Genomic DNA, 18926 nt, shown 5'->3' with positions numbered 1-18926 from the left:
GGCAGGGAGCGGCGTCGTAGGTCGGATTCTCTCCACCTTCAGTACGCCGGTCCAGGCGGAGCTGCTCATCCCGTAGGGCAGGTACATGAGCAACTCGACAGAGCAGTGATCAATCAGCTCATGCCGCCGAGGAGCCCAGGCTGCCACACGTAGCGCACATCGGGCTCCCGCTCCTCATCGCGCCGCGCAGCCACACATCCGCCCGCGTCGGCCGCGTCTGTGTCCTGTGTGCGCCGGAGAACAAGGTCATCAAGGGGCATGGTGTGTGACTGTCGCAGGGAAACTCGTCAGGCGCATCCGGGTATGGAGGTCAACTCCCCTTGATCGGCAGCGACTTGACGGCCTAGTGTTACTTTTTGTCGTCAACTGATCGCACTGAGAGTGGAAGGAGCACGGTTATGCTCAAGAGGCGTGCGTCCCGCATGGTTACGGTGGCACTTGCATCGATCGCGTTGGTCTTTGGTGGAGCCGGCATCGCGAGTGCCGACGACACGTACAACTACTTGAGTGACATAGACGGACACTCGCTCGGCTACATGGTGCACCTCGACGATGATCCGGACACCTTCAAGATCTGCGACACAAGAGTCGATGCGCACGGTGTCACCGGCCGCCTGTACATAGACCAGGGCGTGTGGGCGCTCATGGGCACCGTCACCGACGGTGGCGACGCGGGCTGCGGCTATATGAAGCGCGAGATCACCCATCCGTGGACCTACAAGATGGTGATCTGCTGGAACGGCCCCGGGAACATCTGCCACACCACAACCTTCAAGGAATAGTCGCGGCGAGTGAGAGGCCGTATTCCTGCCGGTCATTGACCAGGGATCGACACAGGCCGTGATCGTGTGGTCCCGGGTTCGCCGGCGCGTGGCGGCAGGGCCTCTGGGCGGTTCGGAGGGTCGTGACTCTCGCGGAGCGCCGGGAGGCCCATCCGTTCGCCCACGTCACCGCCTGGTCCTCGTCCGTGAGGACCAGGCGGTGATGACCGGGCCGAACACCTTGTTCTGCACGATCTCGTCGCCCTGCCTGTGACTCGCAGGGGGCGTGTTCCCACAACCAGCGTCGGCTAGGGTGGGACGTCGCCGAAACTGCGGAGGTGGGAGTGTGGATGCCTCACACGGCGTGGGCCCGTCGGCAGCGGCGTGTCAGCACAGGACGGCCGTACTGGAGCTCTCTCCCCTCGCGGACAGGGCCGGAGTGGCCGCGGCGGGAGAGATCACACTGACCACGCGTACGGTGTGGGAGCAGGCGCTCGCGGACTTGGTATGCGAGGGCGGTGACGTACACCTGGATCTGTCCGCGGTGACGTTTGTCGACGTCGCGGGCGCGTCCTCCGTAGCCGTCACGGCCCAGCGGCTGGGCACCGGACGGCGCATGTTCCTCAACGGACCGCCGCCCGCGCTGCGGCGCGCTCTGGACACCTTCTGGCCCGACCTGGCGGCGATCGAGGTCACGACGTGACGCACACGGCTGAGCCGTTCGTCCACCCGGCGCTGTTCTACCGGGGGAGCGAGGAGTATCTGGCCGGGACCGTGCCGTTCATCCGGGAGGGACTCGCTGCGGACGAGCCGGTGGCGGTGGCAGTCCCCGGCGGCAACCTCGACCTGCTGCGCGCGGAGCTGAAGGGCAGCGCCGAAGCAGTGACGTTCATCGACATGACCGAAGCCGGGCGCAATCCGGGGCGGATCATTCCCAAAGTGCTGCGGGGCTTTGCCGATACGCGTTCCAACCGGCCGGTGCGGATCATCGGTGAGCCGATCTGGCCCGGCCGTACCCCGGCCGAGTACCCCGCCTGCGTTCAGCATGAGGCGCTGATCAACGCAGCCTTCAGCGGCCGGAGAGTCACCATCGTGTGCCCGTACGACGCCGCGCGACTCGACGCGGCGGTGCTCGCCGACGCGTACACCACGCACCCCGTTGTTCTCGATGAAGGGCGTGAGGCGCTCAGCCACAGCTACGACCCCGGCCATGCCCTCGCCGCGCACAACCAGCCGCTGGCCCGCCCGTTGCGGGCTGCGGCGTTCGCCTTCGAAGCCGAGCGCCTGCCCGACGCCCGGGACTTCGCGGTCGCGCGGGCCAAGGGCCTCGGCCTGTCGGGTGCGCGTCTGGACGACTTCGCGCTGGCGGTCGCCGAGCTGACCACCAACAGCGTGGTGCACGGCGGCGGATCAGGCACCATGTGGGTCTGGGGCGAGGGCGGCCAGATTCTGTGCGAAGTGAGAGACGCGGGGCACCTGAGTGACCCGCTGGCGGGCCGTCGGCCGCCCCAGCGTGACCAATTGGGCGGACGGGGACTCCTGATGGTCAACTATCTCGCTGATCTGGTTCGCGTCCATACCGGCGAGGAAGGCACCGCAATCCGTTTTCATCTCGGGAGCTGACCGGAAGCTGACCGGGAGCCGAACGGGACCCGAGACCCTCACAAAGCGCTGTGTGCAGGCCACCCTTATGCCCTCAGGGCGAAATGCGAAACAAAAAAGAAGGCGCGCATGGAGGACGAACTCCAGGGCACCCGAAGCCCCGGAGGTTGATAGCTATGGTTCCCCTGCTTCTCGTTCTTCTGCTGGCCCTGCTTCTCTTCGGCGCCGGATTCGCGCTGAAAGCACTGTGGATCGTGGCAGTGGTCGTGCTCGCCGTATGGCTCCTCGGCTTCGTCATGCGCTCCGCAGGAACCGGAGGGAGCCGTGGTCGCTGGTACCGCTGGTAGCAGCACCACCTCACGTACGCCAGGCGGCCCCGGACATCCCAGTCCGGGGCCGCCTGGCGCTGAGCGTAGGAGCACACCCCAGGACGCCGATGAGCGGGCGCGGCCACCTGGGGGGAGGCCCGACCCGCCGCGGGTTTCAGGCCGTGGGCAGGCGGCGCATCGTACGAAGCGGGGAGAAGAAGAGCGGCAGCCAGGCGACGGCCAGGCCGGCCGCCCCCGCCCACAGCGCGGCACGCGGCGAGGCGTACTCACCGACCACTGCCGCCAGTCCGGCGCCCACGGCAAGCGCACCGGTCAGCAGGAAGCGCATCGTGGCGTTCATCCTGCCGAGCAGCTCGTCCGGAGTCACCTGCTGCCGGAAGCTCACCAGCAGCACATTGTTGACGCCGATGCGGATCGTCACGAGCAGCCAGCAGAGGGCAGCCGCGACCCACAGCCATACGTCGCGTTGTACGAGCCCCACCGCGAGGGCGAAGGGACTGCTGGCCAGGCCAAGGATCCACAGGGCCCTTCCGGCTCCCAGCCGGTCACCCACCCGCCGCGCGGTGAACGAGCCGAGGAAGGCGCCGATACCGCCGACCGAGATGAACAGTCCGATGCTCCATACGGGCAGGCCGAGTTCGCTGCGGAAGACGACCGGGATCACGGTGGTGATGGTGAACACGAAGAGATTGGTGAGCGCACCCGCGAGTGCGATGGGGCGCAGCAGCGGGTGTCGCAGGACGAACCGGACGCCTTCGCCCACCTCCGCCGCCAGACTCTTCCGCGCCTCCCGGGACGGTTTCTGCTCCGGTTTGCGTATCCGCAGGAGGAAGAGCGCGGACGCCAGGAAGCCGACGGCGTTGGTGAGCACCGCCGCCGGCGGGGTCAGCGCCTGCACCAGGAAACCGCCGCCGCCGCGACCGCCGACGGTCAGAGCCGCGTCCCAGCTGTTCAGCTGGGAGTTCGCCTGGATGAGCTGCTCGCGGCCGACCAGGTCGGGAAGGCAGCTCTGAGCGGCCACGTCGAAGAAGACGGTGGCGCATCCTGTCAGCAGCACGACGAGGTACAGCTGCTCCATGGTGATGGCTCCGAGCCACCCGGCGACCGGTACGGAGCCCAGGAGTACGGTCCGGACCAGGTCGGACACGATCATGATCCGGCGGTGCCGCATCCGGTCGACCCAGGCGCCGGCGGGCAGCCCGATCACCAGGAAGGCGACCGTGCTGAGCATGCCCAGCAGACCGACCTGCCCGGGTGAGGCATCCAGCGTCTCGATGGCGACCAAAGGCAGGGCGATGTACCCGATGTGCGTGCCGATCTTGCTGACGACCGCCGCGGCGAACAGCATGCGGAAGTCATGGTTGTGCAGCGGCGATGCGGGGGAGCCGATGTCCCCCGCAGCCGCGTCCGGCACGTTCTTCGACGTGGTCATCCGTCCCCCTGTTGTAATCCGCGCGGACGGGGGCCCGTGACGCTCACCCGGCCTCCAGCCGCAGGGTTGCCGTCATCTCACGGAAGGCCGGGTCGAGTTCGTTCTCGTCGTCCACGGTGAAGATGAGGTGACCGTGCCCTTGGAAGGTCTGCGGAGGGACGAGGAGGTGGTCGCCGGGCGACTTGTAGATCTCGACCTCGTCGACGCGCGGGTCGGCGCGTACCTCGTCGAGTCCGGCGGCTCCGGTGAAGACGCCGGCCCGCTCGGCGAAGATGTTCCAGAAGCCGACCGGTGTGGCCTTCGCCCTGGGTTCGACACGGGGGGCGAGTCCGCGCGCCAGGTCAAGGACGGCTTCGACCATGTCGACACCGGTGGACAGCAGCACCGACCGGTAGATGGGACCGCCGCCCATGCGGGCCGCTGCTTCCAGGACGACCGGCTCGGCGTCGCCGCGCAGCCGGAACTCCACATGGGTGGCGCCGGTGGTGATGCCCAGCGCGCGGTGCACAGCCCGGGTCGCCTCCTCGACCGCGTCCACGACGGCCTTGGGCAGCCGGGTGGGCGTGCACGCGTAGACCTCCTCGAACGTGGGTCCGGTGGGCAGCGGCTTGTCGTGGATGGCGAGAGTGTGCGTGATGCCGTTGTGGACGAGCGACTCCACACAGATCTCGGCGCCGGGCACGAACTCCTCCAGCAACAGCCCCCCTTCGTACTCCCTCTGAGCGGTCTGGTGCAACGGGTCGTAGGCGAACTGCTCCCAGGCACCCTTGAGGAAGAACTCGAAGTGCTCGGCGAGTTCTTCCTCGTTCTCGACGCTGCGCACAAACATGCTGCCTGTGCCGAGGACAGGTTTCATCACGAGGGGAAAGCCGGTGCGGCGGGCGATGTCCCGCGCCTCGTCGAGGGTGTGGGCGATGCCGTAGCGCGGCTGCGGCACGTCGCCCGCCGCGAACGCCTCACGCATGACCCACTTGTCGCGCGCCAGGCGGGCGGCACGCTCGCTGACCGACGGCAGCCCGAACTCCGCGGCGACCCTCGCCACGGACGGCACCGGCGCCTCGGCGAAGGTGACGACGGCGCTGAAGGGCTCGCTCTCGTCGTCTGCGAGTTTCCTGACGGCACTGAGCGTTTCGTCGATGCTGCTGGTGTCGGCGATCACGACCCGGTCGACGTAGTCCGCCTCCCAGTCCGGGTCCTTCATCACGAGGAGCAGCCGCTCGCCGTGCTGCTCGGCGTACTGCTTTGCGCGGGCCAGATGACGGCGGCGGCTCAGATTCTTCTTGTGGAGTACGAGGATGCTCATGCGGCCGGTGTCTCCGTTGTCAGGGCGGTCAGGCGAGACGGTTGAGGCGCTCGAACTGCTCGTCGGTGAGTTCGATCTCCGTGGCGCGGGCGTTCTCCTCCAAGTGGGCGATGCTGGAGGTGCCGGGGATCGGGATCACCACGGGCGAGCGGTGCAGGAGCCAGGCGAGTGCCACCTGCGCGGGGGTGGCCCCCAGATCGCCGGCGACGTCCGCCACCGGGCTGCCGGGCAGCGCATGCTCGCCGCGGGCGATGGGCAGCCACGGAATGAACGCGATGTCGTTGAGCGTGCAGTAGTCGAGCACCGGCTCGTGGTGGCGGTCGGTCAGGTTGAAGAGGTTCTGCACGCTGACGACGTCGATGGTGTCGCGGGCCTCTTCCAGCTGCTCGACGGTGACTTCGGACAGCCCGATGTGTCGGATCTTGCCCTCCTGCTGGAGCTGGGCGAGTGCGCCGAACTGATCCGCCGTCGGCACCTGCGGGTCGATACGGTGCAGCTGGTAGAGGTCGATGCACTCGACGCGCAGCCGCCGCAGACTCAACTCGCACTGCTGGCGCAGGTACTCGGGGCGGCCCAACGGCTTCCACTCCCGTGCGGAGGGCCGGCTCTGACCGGCCTTGGTGCCGATGACCAGGTCGTCAGGGTAGGGGTGGAGCGCCTCGGCGAGCTGTTCCTCGTTGGTGCCCGGGCCGTACGCGTCGGCGGTGTCGATGAAGTTGATGCCGAGTTCGACGACGCGTCGGGCCACCTTCAGGGCGCTCTCGGGGTCCGCGGGCAGGCCCCAGTTGAGGTCCCCGGTGAGCCGCATCGCCCCGAAACCGAGACGGCTGACCGTCAGATCGCCGCCGATGGAGAAGGTGTTCCGGTCGCTCATGACGTATGTCCGTTCCTGTGATTCTCGGTGGTGAGCAAGAGCTTCCCGGTGGAGGTCCGGCTCTCAAGTGCTGTGTGCGCCCGCGCCGCCTCTTCCAGGGGGTACCTGCCGCCTATGTGGACGTCGATATGTCCCGCAGCCGTCCACGTAAACACATCGGTGGCACGCCGGGACAGTTCATCCCTGGTCATGATGTGGTGGTCGAGATTTGGCCGGGTGAGGAAAACCGACCCCGCGGTATTGAGCCGCTGCGGATCGACGGGCGGTACGGGCCCACCCGCCTGGCCGAAGAGCGCGAGCGTGCCGCGCGGTCTCAGAGCGCCGAGGCTCGCGTCGAAGGTGGGGGCGCCGACTCCGTCGTACACCGCTGCCACACCTTTGCCGTCCGTCAGTTCTCGCACGGCGGCGGCGATGTCGTGCTCACCGTGGCGCAGAACCTGCCACGCCCCGGCGTCCAGTGCCGTGCGCTGCTTCACCTCGCTCGACACCGTACCGATCACACGTCCGCCGCGCAGCCGGACCATCTGAGTGAGCAGCAACCCCATACCTCCCGCTGCGGCATGCACCAGGACGGTGTCGCCGGGACGTACCGGGTGGGTGTCGTGCGTCAGATAGTGCGCGGTCATGCCCTGCAGCAGCACGGCGGCGGCGGTGGCCGGGGGCAGCCCCTCGGGCACGGGCACTCCACGATGAGCGGGGACGACGGCCAGTTCGGCATAGCCACCGGGCTGATTGGCCCAGGCGACCCGGTCCCCGGGGGCGAAGTCCGTGACGCCTTCTCCTGTCCGGGCCACCGTGCCCGCCGCTTCCGCGCCCGGTACGAAGGGCAGCTCGCCCCGGTAGACACCGGAGCGCCGGTACACGTCGATGTAGTTGACCCCGGCGGCTTCGACGCGGACGAGCAGCTCGCCCGGGCCCGGTTCCGGGTCCTTCAGCCGTTCCGTGCGCAGCACGTCCGGGCCGCCATAGTCACGTACCACCACGGCTCTCATGACAGCGGCACCTCGGTGATCCATTGCGGAAAGCGGTCGTCCTCGCCTCTGACCAGCGCACGGTAGGCCTGCGACAGCCTCCGCGTGACCTGCCCCGGGGTGCCGTCGCCGACCGCGAGTCCATCGATGGTCGTCACAGGCAGGACCTCCCAGGCGGTGCCCATGAAGAAGATCTCGTCCGCCAGATAGAGCTCGCTGCGGTCGACTTCACGCTCCTCGACGGGAATTCCGAGGGCGCGCAGCAGGGTGATGGCGGTGTCGCGGGTGATGCCGGGAAGGACGCCGCTGCTCAGCGAAGGAGTACTGACGACTCCGTCGCGTACGAGCGCGATACAGGCGGCGGCGCCTTCACTGACCTTGTGTCGCTCGTTCAGCATGACGGGCCAGTCGTGGCCGTTCTCACGGGCCTCCATCAGGGCGAGTCGGCCGTTGTGGTAGTTCGAGAAGGCTTTGACGCGCGGTGGCATCGCCGCATCCGGGACGCGTTGCCAGGAGCTGACTCCGGCACGGCAGCCCCGGGAGGTGTCGAGCGAGGTACTGAACGGCCAGGAGTCGATGATCACCTCGCACGGCGCTCCCGCGGGAACCATCTGTTCCCTGACGATGCCGCCGGGGTAGGCCCACGGACGCAGATAGGTGTCCTGCCGGTAGTCGTTGGCCGACAGCAGATCCACGGTCGCCCGGTGCAGCGTCTCGGCGTCGCAGGGGAGGGAGAGACGGCAGATCCGCGCGGAATCGACCAGGCGGCGCAGATGGTCGTCGAGCCGGAAGACCAGCAGCCGCCGGCCGTCCGCGGCGCGGTAGGCCTTGATGCCTTCGAAGACGGCGGCGACGGAGGCGTGGCCGACCGCGTTGACATGGACGCGGGCCTCGTCCCAGGGGACGAGCGAGCCGGAGCGCCAGATCCACTCGGGGTGTCCGGCGTCGGTGCTTGCGAGCGCATCGGAACCGGAAACGGTGTCAGGGAGGGTGGTCATGCGGGGCTCCCTTCGGGGGTGAGGGTGTAGTCGGCCAGCGAGGGCAGTACGGTGTCGGCGCCCGCGAGTTCGGCGGGGTCGACGACGGCATTGGCGACGGCGACACACGGCAATCCGGCGGCGCGGGCCGCGCGCACCCCGACGGGTGAGTCCTCGAAGGCGAGGGCGTCACCGGGGCGGCAACCGAGCCGGCGCAGCGCGAGTTGGTACAGGTCGGGATGGGGTTTGTGGCGTTCCGTCAGGTCGCCGGTGATCAGGAACGCGAACCGGCCCAGTACACCGAGGCGTTCGAGGTGTCCAGTCACCCAGGTGCTCGAAGCGCTGGAGACGACGACGGCCGGTATGCCGCCGTCCGCTGCCTCGTGGAGGAGTGCGAGTACGCCCGGGCGGAGCGGTTCCGCCTCGCACAGCTCGTCCTTGCGCCGTCTGCGGCGCGCAGCGAGCGCGGCGGCATCCACGTCCCCGGCCAGCGACCGTGTCAGGTCCTCCACGGCGAGGTGTTCGCCGCCGTGGCGTCCGACCATCGACTGCCACAGCGCCGGTGGGAAGTGCAGGCCGTGCTCGGCATACAGCTCCTGCCAGGCACGGTGTCCGGCGCGCTCGGTGTCGCAGATCAGCCCGTCGAAGTCGAACAGGACCGCTGCCGGGACCAGGGGCCTCACCGGCGGTCCGCCGCGTCGACGGGACCGAGGACCTTGTCCGTGTACTCGTTGGAGAATGTCCCCTCCGGGTCGAGCACGGCGCGGATGCGCCGGAAGTCCTTCCAGCGCGGATAGCGGGGGGCGAGGACTTCGGCGGTCGCCGTGTGTGCCTTGCCCCAGTGCGGGCGGGCGTCGTGGCCGCGCAGGATGTGCTCGGCGATCCGCAGAATCTCCAGGTGGCCCACCGTGCGTGGCACCGTGAGGTTGACGTACCCGGTCGCCCGCCCGTGGGCTGGGCTGAGGAGCACGTCGTCCCCGGCTCCCACACGCACCAGCACGGAGTACGGCGAGTGCATGCCCAGCCGGCGCAGTGCCGGACGCAGTTCGCGCAGAGCGTCGGCAGTGCGCTCCAGCGGAAGCGCGTGCTCCATGGCGAGGAACCGAACCGGCTGGGGGAAGGTGAAGACCCGATGGCTCGCGTCGACGTACGGGCTGGTGGGGCCAAGCCCTCCCAGGCCGGCGGTGAGTGCGGGCACCGTGCGCGCACCACCGACGCGGGCGACCTGTCCGGTGAACCCGCAGCGCACCTCGTCGAGAGTGGCCGCAAGGCGTCGGGCCGAGGCACGCGGTGTCGAGGGGGCGTCCGTGCGGTCGATGGAGCGCAGGGTCACGCGGTCGGTCCAGGGCTGCCAGTTCAGGCTGGGGTGTTCGCTCTCACCGGCCCAGGCGCCGAAGCGTTCCAACAGCTCCTGCAAGGGCGCGGAGTCGACCCGGTGGCGCAGATTGAATTGAGGTACGCACCGCAGGGTGACCGTCGTCAGTACGCCGAGGGTGCCCAGCGCCGTGCGTACGCCTCCCCACAGATCGGGGTCGTCGTCCGGGCCCACCGTGAGCACGTTCCCGTCGGCCGTCAGCAGGCGAAGGCGCGCCACCTGCCCCGACAGCGGCGGATGAGCCAGTCCCGTGCCGTGGTTGCCCGTGGACAGCGCGCCCGCGATCGTCTGGTCGGCGAGGGTGCCTATGTTCGCCAGGGCGAGGCCGTCGCGGTCGAGTACGCGGCACAGCTCACCGATCCGGGTACCGGCCCGGACCGTGACCTCCCCGGCGACACGGTCGACGGCGACGACGCCCTTGTACGACGTGAGGTCGAGCAGTGCGCCGGGCGTCGTCACCAGCCGGTTGAAGGAATGTCCGGTGCCGGCGGTGCGCACGTTGAGTCCGTTGCGCACCGCCGCCCGTACCGCCTCCGCGATCTCGTCTTCGCTGGTGGGCGCGGCCAGTTGCGCCGGCAGACAGCCGGCCGTGCCCGACCAGGTGCTCCAGATGCGCCTGTTGGGTCGCAGCACCGTATTCCTCTCTTCGTTTCTTCGTGTGGATCGAGGCCCTAGAACGGGTGCCCGGCGCAGAACCGCTCCAGGCCGTCCCGCCAGTGCGGCAGGGTCAGCCCGAGGGCGGAGAGCCGTGCGGTGGCCAGCGTCGAGTCGCGGGGCCGTCGGCCGACGAAGCCGCACTCCACCATGGCGAGCGGCTTCGGCTCGGGCACCTGCGGAACCAGGGAGCACAGGGCGAGTCCGACGTCGTACCAGCTGGCCGAGCCCGCATTGGCCACATGGACCGTGCCGCTCACCGGCTCGCGGCGGGTGAGCAGGAACACCAGCCCCCGAGCGAGGTCGGCGGTGTACGTCGGCAGGCTGTACTGGTCGGCGACAAGTGCCGCGGGCTCGCCGTTGCGGGCGAGCCGGAGTGCGGCCAGCACCGGGTCGACACGTTCGTCGGTGCCACCGAACAGCCAGGAGGTGCGGACATTGAGCGCGTCCGCCCCGAGCAGAGCTCCGGTGCGCTCGCCGGCCAGCTTGGTCAGCCCGTACACGTTGAGCGGATTGGGCAGGTCGCTCTCACGATAGCCGCCGCGAGGAGGGGCGTCGCCGTCGAAGACGTAGTCGCTGGAGATGTACACCAGACGGGCGCCGGTGCGCCGGCACGCGTCGACGACGTTGTGCACGCCCGCGACATTGACGCGCAGCGCGAGGGCCGGGTTCGTCTCGCAGTCGTCGACGACCGCGTGCGCCGCGGTGTGCACGACGACATCGGGACGGAACGCCTCGATGTCGTCGCGCACGGCCCCACCGTCGCCGATGTCGAAGTCCTTGACACTGACACCCCGCACCGGCCAGTGGGACGTGGCCGGGTCGGCGGCCAGAGCGGCCGTCAGGGCGGTGCCCAGCATTCCGTCGCCACCGGTCAGATACAGCCGCCGGACGGCGGTGGGCGTATCCATTAAAGGTGTCCGAACTCGGCGAGCAGCTCGGTCACGGTCGCACCGGAGGAGATCTTTTCCCGGATGGTGCGCTCCTTGCCGATGTTGAGGCGGGTGCCTTCGAGCACGTCGTCCGCGAGCTCGGGGGGCACCACCGCGATGCCGTTCTCGTCCGCGACCAGGATGTCGCCCGGGTTGATCACCTGTCCGCCGACGACGACGGGCACATTGACCTGGACGGGCTCGGTGCGGTCGTGGACGGCGGTGGGGGAGGGCCGCGGCACGGTGGAGCGGTACCAGAGCGGGAACTCCAGGTCGCGGATCTCATCGACGTCCCGCACGGCTCCGTCGACGATCCCGGCGGCGATCCCGGCCTTGAGCGAGAGCGTGGACATCAGACCGCCCCACATGGCGGTCAGCGGAGTGCCGTGGCAGGCGACCACGACGATGTCGCCGGGCTCGGCGGAGGCGAGCACGGGCATGCAGTCGACCAGGTCGTCGATGGACAGGTTCACGGTGAGGGCCGGGCCGACGACCTTGTGCTCGTGGCGCACGGTCTGGAAGCCGCCGATCGCGCCGACGCGGCGGCGGGCGTCGGTGACCAGGCAGCTGGGGCTGTACTCCTTCAGCACCTCGCGGAACGCCTCGATGGTGCCGGCAGGCGGTCGCACGAGTGCGTTGCGGACCGTTTCCATGGGTGTGTGCTCCCTGTTCGGGTTTCAGTGGGTGGGGGCGCCGCTGCACAGGGCCGCGGCGAGTGATGCGGAGTCCAGGCTGTGGGCGGCCAGCGCCTCTGCCTCGGTACCGCAGCGCGGCACCTCGCTCAGGCCGAGGCCCCGGAAGCGGGGCATGGCGGGCAGCCCGGCTTCGAGCAGGGCGCGGCTCACGGTGTCGGCCTGACCGCCGTGTGTGTAGTGATTCTCGACGACGGTCAGGGTGTCGGCGCCTTCGGCAAGGCCCGCGAGCCAGGCGGGATCGACGCGGTTGAGCCACGGCAGGTTGACCACGGTCAGATCGATGCCGTCGGCGGCCAGCAGTTCGGCTGCGCCGAGAAGCTGGGCGAGGACCACGGGTCCCGATCCGATGGCGACGGTGCGCCCGCCCCGCCGTACGACATGCCCGCGGCCGACGCTCAGGGGCACGGTGGGAAGTGCATCCACCTCGGCCCGTACGGGGGCGCTGACGAGCCGGAGATAGACGCTCTCCTGCGACGTCGCACAGAAGTCGACGGCACTCCTGACCTCGTCGGCGTTGGCCGGTTCGAGGATCAGGAGCCCCGGAACGGCGCCGAGTGCGCTGATGTCCCGTACTGCCTGGTGGGAGTGTCCGGGCGCGGCGGGCAGCAGGCCCGCGAGTGAGCCCGCGTAGACGACCCGGCGGCCTTCGGTCGCGTTGTTGTAGATCTGCTCGTTGGGGCGGGAGTGCAGGAAGCAGGAGAAGGAGTGCACAAATGGCACCGCTCCTCCAGCGGCGAGGCCGCCGGCCGCCGACACCATGTCCTGCTCGGCGATCCCGAACTCGAAGAACCGTTCGGGGAACTGTTCCGAGAACGGGATGAGCCCGGTGTCGAGCACGAGGTCCGCGTCGAGCGCGACGACACGCGGATCGCGTCCCGCCAGCTCGGCCAGCGCTTCGCCGTACACCTGCGGCAGTCTCCGCGCCGCCGCCCTCGGTGCGGGTACGGGCTCGTGCTCCACCGAGGTAAGAGCGAGCGGCTCCTGCCCGTGCCGCAGCAGCAACTCGTTGACCGAGTCGACGAGTTCGGCATGTGCGGCCTCGTAGTCCGCGCGGGAGGGCGCGCCGCTGTGGTAGCGGTACATGTGCTCGCCCTCACGCATGGAGGTCGTGGCGGCGAACGTCCTGCAGCCCGCCCCCTTGACCGTATCGGCGATGATCACGCCGGGACCGTCGGGGAAGCTGTCGGCGCGCTTGCGGAATGCGGATTCCAGCTCCATCGGGTCGTTGCCGTCGCAGCGCACGACCCCCCAGCCGAAGGAGCGGAACTTCGCCTCCAGGTCCCCGAGGTCACTGACCCGGGAGACCCATGTGTCGGACTGGATCTTGTTGTGGTCGACGATCACCGTCAGTTCGTGCATCCCGTGGTGGACGGCACCGGCGAGCGCTTCCCAGTTCTGTCCCTCCTGCAACTCGCCGTCCCCGGTGAGGACATGGACACGACGGCCGCGGCCGTGCAGCCGGTCGGCGAGGATCAGGCCCTTGGCCTTGGAGATGCCCATTCCGAGCGAGCCCGTGTTGAAGGGCATGTGCGGGGTGCCCACATCGGGGTGCCCGGGGAGCCCGTCGATACGGCGCAATGCGTGCGTCAGCCCTTCGTCGAGGGCTCCCAGGCCGATCAGGGACGCGTACAGCCCGGGTGCGTCGTGCCCCTTGGAGGAGAAGTAGAGGTCCCCTCCCTCCTCGAAGGGCGCACGCATCTCATGGAGATGGAGGTGGGCGACGATGTCGGCGGCGCTGAAACTGGATCCCAGGTGGCCCGAGCCGGCCCGCACGATCATGTAAAGCGTGTTGATCCTGCTGAGGGCGGCGAAGGCGCGTGTGCGGTCGTAGGGGTCGGTGATCCCGTCACATATGCGGGTGAACTCCGGGGTGCGCACCCAGTGGAGCGTGGTGGTCATGGCATTCTCCGTCGGTCAATGGCGATCACCAGCACACGAAGCCGCCGTCGACGGTGAGCTCGGTACCGGTGACGTACCGGCTCATGTCGGAGGCGAGGAACAGCAACGGCCCGGTCAGGTCCTCCTCCTCGGCCATACGCCCCATGGGCACCCGTGCGGCGAACTTCTCGCGGAAGGCGGCGTCCTGCCCGCCCAGCACACCGCCGGGCGCGAGGGTGTTGACCCGGACCCCGCTCGGGCCCCACAGGACGGCGAGATAGCGGGTCAGGGCCGCGACTCCGGCTTTGGACATGCCGTAGGCGGGAGGTTTGAGGAACGGCGGGGTCAGTTCGATGTGGTCGTAGAAGCGCGGATCGGGCGCCACGGTCCCGTACATCGAGCCGATGTTGATGACCGAACCACGGCCTCGCCCGGCCATGTCCGAGCCGAACACCTGGCAGGTGCGCAGCACTCCGGCTGCATTCACGTCGAGCACGGCGGCCGATCGTTCGTCGGGGACGTTCTCGAAGGTCCAGCTGCCGCTCTCGGCGGAAGGTGGCTGGTCGATCCCTGCGTTGTTGACCAGCACGGTGGGTGCGTCGAGTACGTCGAGGCAGTGGCCGAGGGCGTCCCGCAGGCCGGCGCGGTCGGTGACGTCAGCTCGGTGGAAGACGAACCGGCGGGACTCCTCGTCGCCGCACGCGGAGAGTTCCTTGGCCACCGGCCCCTCGGGCTCGCGGAGGTCGAGTCCGAGGACATCGGCTCCCGCTCGGAGCAACGCCTTGGTCCACACCTGCCCGAGCCGGCCGCACACGCCGGTGACCACGGCGGTCTGTCCGGTGAGGGCGGAGTCAGCGCGCATTCTGCGAGCCACTGTCGGTGGCGGCGCCGACCAGCAGATCGAGGGCGAACGCGCCATCGGTGGACAGCGGCTCGCGCAGTTTCCGCCCCAGCAGTTCTTCGAGTCGGTAGGGCTTCATGCCGTCGCCCGGCGACTTGCACGCAATGTCGTCGGCAGTGAGGGTGTGGCCGGCCGGCAGATCGCGGGCGGCCACCAGTTTCTTGGCCATCTTGCGCACCGCGGGGGCTTCACGCTCGCTGCACGCCTTCTCCGGAGAGCCGAGGGACTGCCGGACCCGCTGGAGTGAGACGGCCAGATCTTCCAGCAACGCCGGATCGAGCGAGAAATGGTGATCACTGCCGGGGCTGGACTGGTCGAGGGTGAAGTGCTTCTCGATCACGCGGGCGCCCAGGGTGTAGGCCAGGCAGCTCGCCTCATTGCCCAGGTCGTGGCCGGAGAATCCGATGACCACGTCGGGGAACTCCCGGCGGTAGGTCTCGATGACCGAGAGATTGAGGTCGGACGGGGCTGCCGGATACACAGCGGTGCACTGCAGCAGCGCCAGCCGCTCGTTGAGCGGAAGGATGGTGTCGACCGCTCGCCTGACCTCGTCCATCGTGGCGCCACCAGTGCTCACGACCAGGGACTTCGCGGTCTTGGCGGCATAGGTCAGCAGGGGCGTGTTGGTCACGTCCGCGGAAGCGATCTTGATGGCGGGGATGCCCACGTCGACCAGGAAGTCCACCGAGGGAATGTCGAATGCGGTGGAGAAGAAGTCCACGCCTAACTCGGTTGCGAGCTGGGCGAGTCGCTGATACTCATGCTTTCCGAACTCAAGGAACTCGCGGTGAGCGCCGTAGGTCGGGCCGAAGCTGTTCCTCCCGGTGTACGGCTTCTCGTACATCTCACGGGTGAACAGCGTCTTGTTGTCGCGCTTCTGGAGCTTTACGGCCGAAGCGCCGGCCGCTGCCGCCCTGCGGAACAGCTCCTCCGCCTTTTCGAGGCTGCCCTCGTGGTTGTGCCCGATCTCGGCGATGAGATAGGCCTCGCTGTCATCCGTGACGGTCCGGTTGGATATCTCGAATTTGCGCATGCTCGTGCACGGTCCTTTCACTGCTCAGAGTGGAGGCAACATTCAAGCGCTGACGCATGATTCGGTCTCCCGAAACCTCGCATATCCCAGTCTGGGGTCGGTCCATCTGACTGCTCTTCAGATCGCTGCGGATAAGGGGCGATGTCAGGGGCACGGTGGAGTTCACCGCTGCGAGGCTCAATCATCGTGGCATGCGAAATAGTCCGTCGGCAAGAACTTTCTGCCAATGGCGTCGGCGGCCTGCGAACGCGGACTCGGATGTGTCGCCGGAGCTGGATTGGCTGGATCGGCGCGGTGTGTCGCCTTGCCCGGGCAGGGGGAGAAGGCAAACGCGAACCTCCCTACGGCTCTATTCGGCCCATGTGACCTGCTCGGTTGCTGAACCATCGATCGTGTGGCCGAAAAGCCTTCGCCCGCGGTGCAATTCGGAATGACGGCTACCGATTGGCGGGTCGCCACCCGAAAGGATTCTGCCAACCGCGCCTGATTCGCGCCCTGTCTCGCAGGGTTAAGCGAACCTCGCAAGTATGGGGTTGACAGGGCGAGGTGGATGCAGTTCAGATGGCTGCATGCCTCAGCTACCGTACATGCAGGGCACCGGTCCCGGACCAATCACACCCGACGGCTGCCCCGTTGAGTTTTATGCGTTGCTCCGCGCGCGCGGAGAGCCGGAGATTGTCCAGAGTCTTGCACCACAAGGTGCCGACATTCTTGAATTGGGCGCCGGTACGGGTCGGGTCACCCACCCGTTGGTGGAGCTCGGGTACAAGGTCGTTGCGGTCGATGAGTCACCGGACATGCTGGCTCACATCAAGGGAGCCGAAACGGTCTGCTCACCGATCGAAACGCTCTTGCTCCACTCGACTTTCGACATCGTGACTCTGATGTCCTTTCTCGTCGAGATCCCCGACGAGGATCTGATGCGAGGCTTCCTGCGTACCTGCCGTACCCACGTCCGCGACAACGGATATGTGGTCCTCGAGCGCCATACGCCCGGCTGGCACGACACGGCCTCCACCTATGAGCGCACCAATGAACTCGGGCACCGGATCAGCATGCGCGAGCTGAGTCGCCCCGCACCCGGCCTGGTGTCGGCGAGCGTCGAGTACCGAGTCGGAGACTCCGTCTGGACGCACTCATACCAGACACGCCACCTGGACGACGACCGGCTGGAGCGGGAGCTCACCGCCGCCGGCCTCGTCTTCGACCGGTTCCTCACTGATGACCAGCGATGGATTGCCGCCAGGCCTCGGCCGAGCTGAAAAGGGGGAACTTGTGACGGATCTGGTCACGCAAGATTTCAATCAGCGCTGTCTGAACGGCGACAGCGACCTGCTGCACATGATGAACGAAGCGCAGGGGCTGCTCGGGGAGAAGTTCAACGCGGCGTACGGTGAGAGGCTGCTGCCGCGGGCGCTCTTCGCCTCGAAGCGGGAACTGGACGGCCTCACCAAGGACCTGACCGGACTCTTCGACCTGCTGGCGGACCTGCCGGAGCGGATGTTCGACGGCGACCTCGACCGGTACTGCGCCTCCGTCGGCATCGACGAGCAGCGCATCCGGTACCTGCGGCCCTTCGCCGGACGGCGCCCCGCACTGACCGGGCGGGCCGATCTGTACCACGACGGCGACTCGTTCAAGGTGCTGGAGTTCAACATCGGCAGCGCGATGGGCGGCACCGACCGCGCGCAGGTCTCGGACGCCCTTCTGCGCGTCGGCGCGTTCCGTGACTTTGCCGGTGAACACGGCCTGGACTATGTCCACACGGGCCGGCGCATCGCGGAGACCCTGCGGGAGATCGCCGCCCCGCTGACGGGCGGTGCGGACCCCGTGGTGGCCTTCGTCGACCCCGACGACGGGCTTCCGCGCTTCCTGCATCTGGTGCTCGCCTTCCAGGAGATGATGCAGAACCTGGGCTTGGAGGTCGTTCTCGGTGAAGTGAGCCAGATACGCGAGAAGGGCGGCCGGCTGTATCTTCACGGGCGCCCGATCGATGTTGTGCTGCGTTACTTCAGTGACAACGAACTGGCTGAGCGACCGGACGGTGAACGTTCGGTCGAGCCGATCTTCCGTGCCCACGAAGAGGGCAGGGTGGTCCTGTGGACCGGCCTGGAGAGCCAGCTGATCAACAACAAGGGCGCCCTGGCGCTCCTGGCCGACGACCGGTTCCGGCAGCGGCTCACCACTCAGGAGACGGCTCTCGTCGACCGGGTCATGCCCTGGACCCGGATCCTCTCCGAGGCCCCCTCGGAGGTCGACGGAGAGAAGGTGGATCTCTTCGAGTACTGCCGGGATCACCGGGCGGAACTGATCCTCAAGCCATCTCTGGCCTACGGAGGCGCGGGCATTGTCGTCGGATGGTTGACGGAGGACCAGCAGTGGCAGCAGGCGTTGCGCACCGGCGTCGCCCGTGGCGACATCGTGCAGCGACGTGTGGTCCCGCGGGACGAGCCGATCATCAATCCGGTGACACGGGAGGTGGAACCGTGGACTGCGGTGTGGGACGCCTTCCTCACCCCGTCGGGATACGCCGGATCGCACATCAGGGCGGTCCCGAAGAATTCCGACGACCCGGTCATCCGCATGGGCGCGGCGGCCGCTCACACCACCGGGATCTTCTACTACCCGGGATGACGTCGCCCTGGGAGCCGGTCGCCTGAGCGGCCTCTGAACGAAACAGGCTGCCTGACCGGCTTCTGACCGAACCAGGCTGCCTGACCGGCCTCTGAACGAACCAGGCTGCCTGACCGGCTCCTTACACGCCAAGCGCCGATGGGCAGGGGCGGCGGAGCGGTGCCGCGGTCGCCACGAAGACCTCCGTGCGGTGCGGTCCCGGAAGGCCGCAGCGCGTCGGAGGTCTTCGTGCCGACTCCGTCCCGACGCTTCTCCTTTTCCGCGGGGATGGCCGAACGGGTCGCGCTGGAGTTGGAACAGGACCACATCGGCGTCTGGCCGGACGATACGGGCGGGCCGTGAGCGACCTGCCGGACGCAGTGCCACCGAAGGCCGGAATACGACCCTGGAGCCGGTCACCGGGTCACGGTCCGCCGTGCCGGCGGGTACCCGCCTCGCGCGCGGTGGATCCGCAGATGGACGACGCTGCCGGCAGGCAGGGGCAGGCAGGGCAGGCAGGGGCAGACGGTGGTATTCGACCGCGTGTCGCCGTCGCGTTGGTCTGTCGGGGCCGCGGTCTGCTCAGACTTGCTCAT

General features: G+C 68.4%; 19 protein-coding genes. 6 read left to right on the top strand and 13 right to left on the bottom strand.

The features are described from left to right. Positions 1-113: 113 nt before the first annotated feature. On the bottom strand, positions 114-260 hold the full coding sequence (locus OG293_RS01935; RefSeq protein ID WP_405996985.1) for a hypothetical protein: 147 nt from the start codon (positions 258-260) through the stop codon (positions 114-116). A gap of 138 nt (positions 261-398) precedes the next feature. On the opposite strand from OG293_RS01935, the gene OG293_RS01930 reads away from it, so the two are divergent. The 4 genes from OG293_RS01930 to OG293_RS01915 all read left to right on the top strand — a co-directional run bounded on the left by OG293_RS01930 (position 399) and on the right by OG293_RS01915 (position 2710). Further along, positions 399-782, top strand: a complete 384-nt coding sequence (locus OG293_RS01930) for a hypothetical protein (RefSeq protein ID WP_405996984.1) — start codon at positions 399-401, stop codon at positions 780-782. Positions 783-1107: 325 nt separating this feature from the next. Next, positions 1108-1464, top strand: coding sequence for an STAS domain-containing protein (locus OG293_RS01925; RefSeq protein WP_405996983.1), 357 nt, complete (start codon positions 1108-1110; stop codon positions 1462-1464). Further along, on the top strand, positions 1461-2384 hold the full coding sequence (locus OG293_RS01920; RefSeq protein ID WP_405996982.1) for an anti-sigma factor RsbA family regulatory protein: 924 nt from the start codon (positions 1461-1463) through the stop codon (positions 2382-2384). Before OG293_RS01925 ends, OG293_RS01920 begins: the two co-directional genes overlap by 4 nt. Positions 2385-2539: 155 nt before the next feature. Next, entirely contained in the window at positions 2540-2710 is a 171-nt protein-coding gene (locus OG293_RS01915) for a hydrophobic protein (RefSeq protein WP_405996981.1), read from the top strand. Between the two features lie 136 nt (positions 2711-2846). Here the strand turns inward: OG293_RS01915 and OG293_RS01910 are convergent, their stop codons facing one another. Genes OG293_RS01910 through OG293_RS01855 form a run of 12 tightly spaced genes read right to left on the bottom strand, consistent with a single transcriptional unit; the run spans position 2847 to position 15717 of the window. Continuing rightward, positions 2847-4124, bottom strand: a complete 1278-nt coding sequence (locus tag OG293_RS01910; protein ID WP_405996980.1) for an MFS transporter — start codon at positions 4122-4124, stop codon at positions 2847-2849. A 43-nt stretch (positions 4125-4167) separates the two neighbouring features. Then, a complete protein-coding gene (locus tag OG293_RS01905; protein WP_405996979.1) occupies positions 4168-5427 on the bottom strand; it encodes an ATP-grasp domain-containing protein in 1260 nt (419 codons plus the stop codon). A 28-nt stretch (positions 5428-5455) separates the two neighbouring features. Beyond that, entirely contained in the window at positions 5456-6301 is an 846-nt protein-coding gene (locus tag OG293_RS01900) for an aldo/keto reductase (protein WP_405996978.1), read from the bottom strand. After that, entirely contained in the window at positions 6298-7293 is a 996-nt protein-coding gene (locus tag OG293_RS01895) for a quinone oxidoreductase family protein (RefSeq protein WP_405996977.1), read from the bottom strand. The genes OG293_RS01900 and OG293_RS01895 overlap by 4 nt, the downstream gene beginning before the upstream one ends. Next, the gene (locus tag OG293_RS01890; RefSeq protein WP_405996976.1) at positions 7290-8270 is read right to left on the bottom strand and encodes a branched-chain amino acid transaminase; all 981 of its coding nucleotides are present in this window, start codon (positions 8268-8270) and stop codon (positions 7290-7292) included. The genes OG293_RS01895 and OG293_RS01890 overlap by 4 nt, the downstream gene beginning before the upstream one ends. Further along, a complete protein-coding gene (locus tag OG293_RS01885; protein WP_405996975.1) occupies positions 8267-8932 on the bottom strand; it encodes an HAD family hydrolase in 666 nt (221 codons plus the stop codon). Before OG293_RS01885 ends, OG293_RS01890 begins: the two co-directional genes overlap by 4 nt. After that, positions 8929-10257 (bottom strand): D-arabinono-1,4-lactone oxidase, encoded by a 1329-nt coding sequence (locus OG293_RS01880; RefSeq protein WP_405996974.1) that lies wholly within the window; start codon positions 10255-10257, stop codon positions 8929-8931. The genes OG293_RS01885 and OG293_RS01880 overlap by 4 nt, the downstream gene beginning before the upstream one ends. Before the next feature lie 38 nt (positions 10258-10295). Beyond that, a complete protein-coding gene (gene rfbD, locus OG293_RS01875; protein WP_405996973.1) occupies positions 10296-11189 on the bottom strand; it encodes a dTDP-4-dehydrorhamnose reductase in 894 nt (297 codons plus the stop codon). Beyond that, positions 11189-11863: an RraA family protein gene (locus OG293_RS01870; protein ID WP_405996972.1), complete on the bottom strand. Its 675-nt coding sequence runs from the start codon at positions 11861-11863 to the stop codon at positions 11189-11191. The genes rfbD and OG293_RS01870 overlap by 1 nt, the downstream gene beginning before the upstream one ends. Before the next feature lie 24 nt (positions 11864-11887). Next, positions 11888-13804 carry a transketolase C-terminal domain-containing protein gene (locus OG293_RS01865; protein ID WP_405996971.1) on the bottom strand — a complete coding sequence of 639 codons (1917 nt, stop codon included), beginning with the start codon at positions 13802-13804 and terminating at the stop codon, positions 11888-11890. 25 nt (positions 13805-13829) lie between these two features. Next, positions 13830-14645 carry an SDR family oxidoreductase gene (locus OG293_RS01860; RefSeq protein WP_405996970.1) on the bottom strand — a complete coding sequence of 272 codons (816 nt, stop codon included), beginning with the start codon at positions 14643-14645 and terminating at the stop codon, positions 13830-13832. Beyond that, positions 14635-15717, bottom strand: a complete 1083-nt coding sequence (locus OG293_RS01855; protein ID WP_405996969.1) for an N-acetylneuraminate synthase family protein — start codon at positions 15715-15717, stop codon at positions 14635-14637. The genes OG293_RS01860 and OG293_RS01855 overlap by 11 nt, the downstream gene beginning before the upstream one ends. A gap of 527 nt (positions 15718-16244) precedes the next feature. On the opposite strand from OG293_RS01855, the gene OG293_RS01850 reads away from it, so the two are divergent. After that, entirely contained in the window at positions 16245-16979 is a 735-nt protein-coding gene (locus OG293_RS01850; RefSeq protein WP_405996968.1) for a class I SAM-dependent methyltransferase, read from the top strand. A gap of 13 nt (positions 16980-16992) precedes the next feature. After that, entirely contained in the window at positions 16993-18351 is a 1359-nt protein-coding gene (locus OG293_RS01845; protein ID WP_405996967.1) for a hypothetical protein, read from the top strand. Positions 18352-18926 lie beyond the last annotated feature (575 nt).

Origin of the sequence: Streptomyces sp. NBC_00829 (genome assembly GCF_045161795.1) — a bacterium.
Lineage (GTDB): Bacteria > Actinomycetota > Actinomycetes > Streptomycetales > Streptomycetaceae > Streptomyces.
The sequence above is the reverse complement of the archived record's forward strand: the minus strand, read 5'-3'. Positions and strand labels throughout refer to the sequence as shown.

What these genes read in the sequence shown, in the direction of transcription:
- OG293_RS01935 (WP_405996985.1), bottom strand. Translation starts at nt 260, where the DNA reads ATGCCCCTTGATGACCTTGTTCTCCGGCGCACACAGGACACAGACGCG.
- OG293_RS01930 (WP_405996984.1), top strand. Translation starts at nt 399, where the DNA reads ATGCTCAAGAGGCGTGCGTCCCGCATGGTTACGGTGGCACTTGCATCG.
- OG293_RS01915 (WP_405996981.1), top strand. Translation starts at nt 2,540, where the DNA reads ATGGTTCCCCTGCTTCTCGTTCTTCTGCTGGCCCTGCTTCTCTTCGGC.
- OG293_RS01910 (WP_405996980.1), bottom strand. Translation starts at nt 4,124, where the DNA reads ATGACCACGTCGAAGAACGTGCCGGACGCGGCTGCGGGGGACATCGGC.
- OG293_RS01905 (WP_405996979.1), bottom strand. Translation starts at nt 5,427, where the DNA reads ATGAGCATCCTCGTACTCCACAAGAAGAATCTGAGCCGCCGCCGTCAT.
- OG293_RS01900 (WP_405996978.1), bottom strand. Translation starts at nt 6,301, where the DNA reads ATGAGCGACCGGAACACCTTCTCCATCGGCGGCGATCTGACGGTCAGC.
- OG293_RS01895 (WP_405996977.1), bottom strand. Translation starts at nt 7,293, where the DNA reads ATGAGAGCCGTGGTGGTACGTGACTATGGCGGCCCGGACGTGCTGCGC.
- OG293_RS01890 (WP_405996976.1), bottom strand. Translation starts at nt 8,270, where the DNA reads ATGACCACCCTCCCTGACACCGTTTCCGGTTCCGATGCGCTCGCAAGC.
- rfbD (WP_405996973.1), bottom strand. Translation starts at nt 11,189, where the DNA reads ATGGATACGCCCACCGCCGTCCGGCGGCTGTATCTGACCGGTGGCGAC.
- OG293_RS01870 (WP_405996972.1), bottom strand. Translation starts at nt 11,863, where the DNA reads ATGGAAACGGTCCGCAACGCACTCGTGCGACCGCCTGCCGGCACCATC.
- OG293_RS01865 (WP_405996971.1), bottom strand. Translation starts at nt 13,804, where the DNA reads ATGACCACCACGCTCCACTGGGTGCGCACCCCGGAGTTCACCCGCATA.
- OG293_RS01860 (WP_405996970.1), bottom strand. Translation starts at nt 14,645, where the DNA reads ATGCGCGCTGACTCCGCCCTCACCGGACAGACCGCCGTGGTCACCGGC.
- OG293_RS01855 (WP_405996969.1), bottom strand. Translation starts at nt 15,717, where the DNA reads ATGCGCAAATTCGAGATATCCAACCGGACCGTCACGGATGACAGCGAG.
- OG293_RS01850 (WP_405996968.1), top strand. Translation starts at nt 16,245, where the DNA reads ATGGGGTTGACAGGGCGAGGTGGATGCAGTTCAGATGGCTGCATGCCT.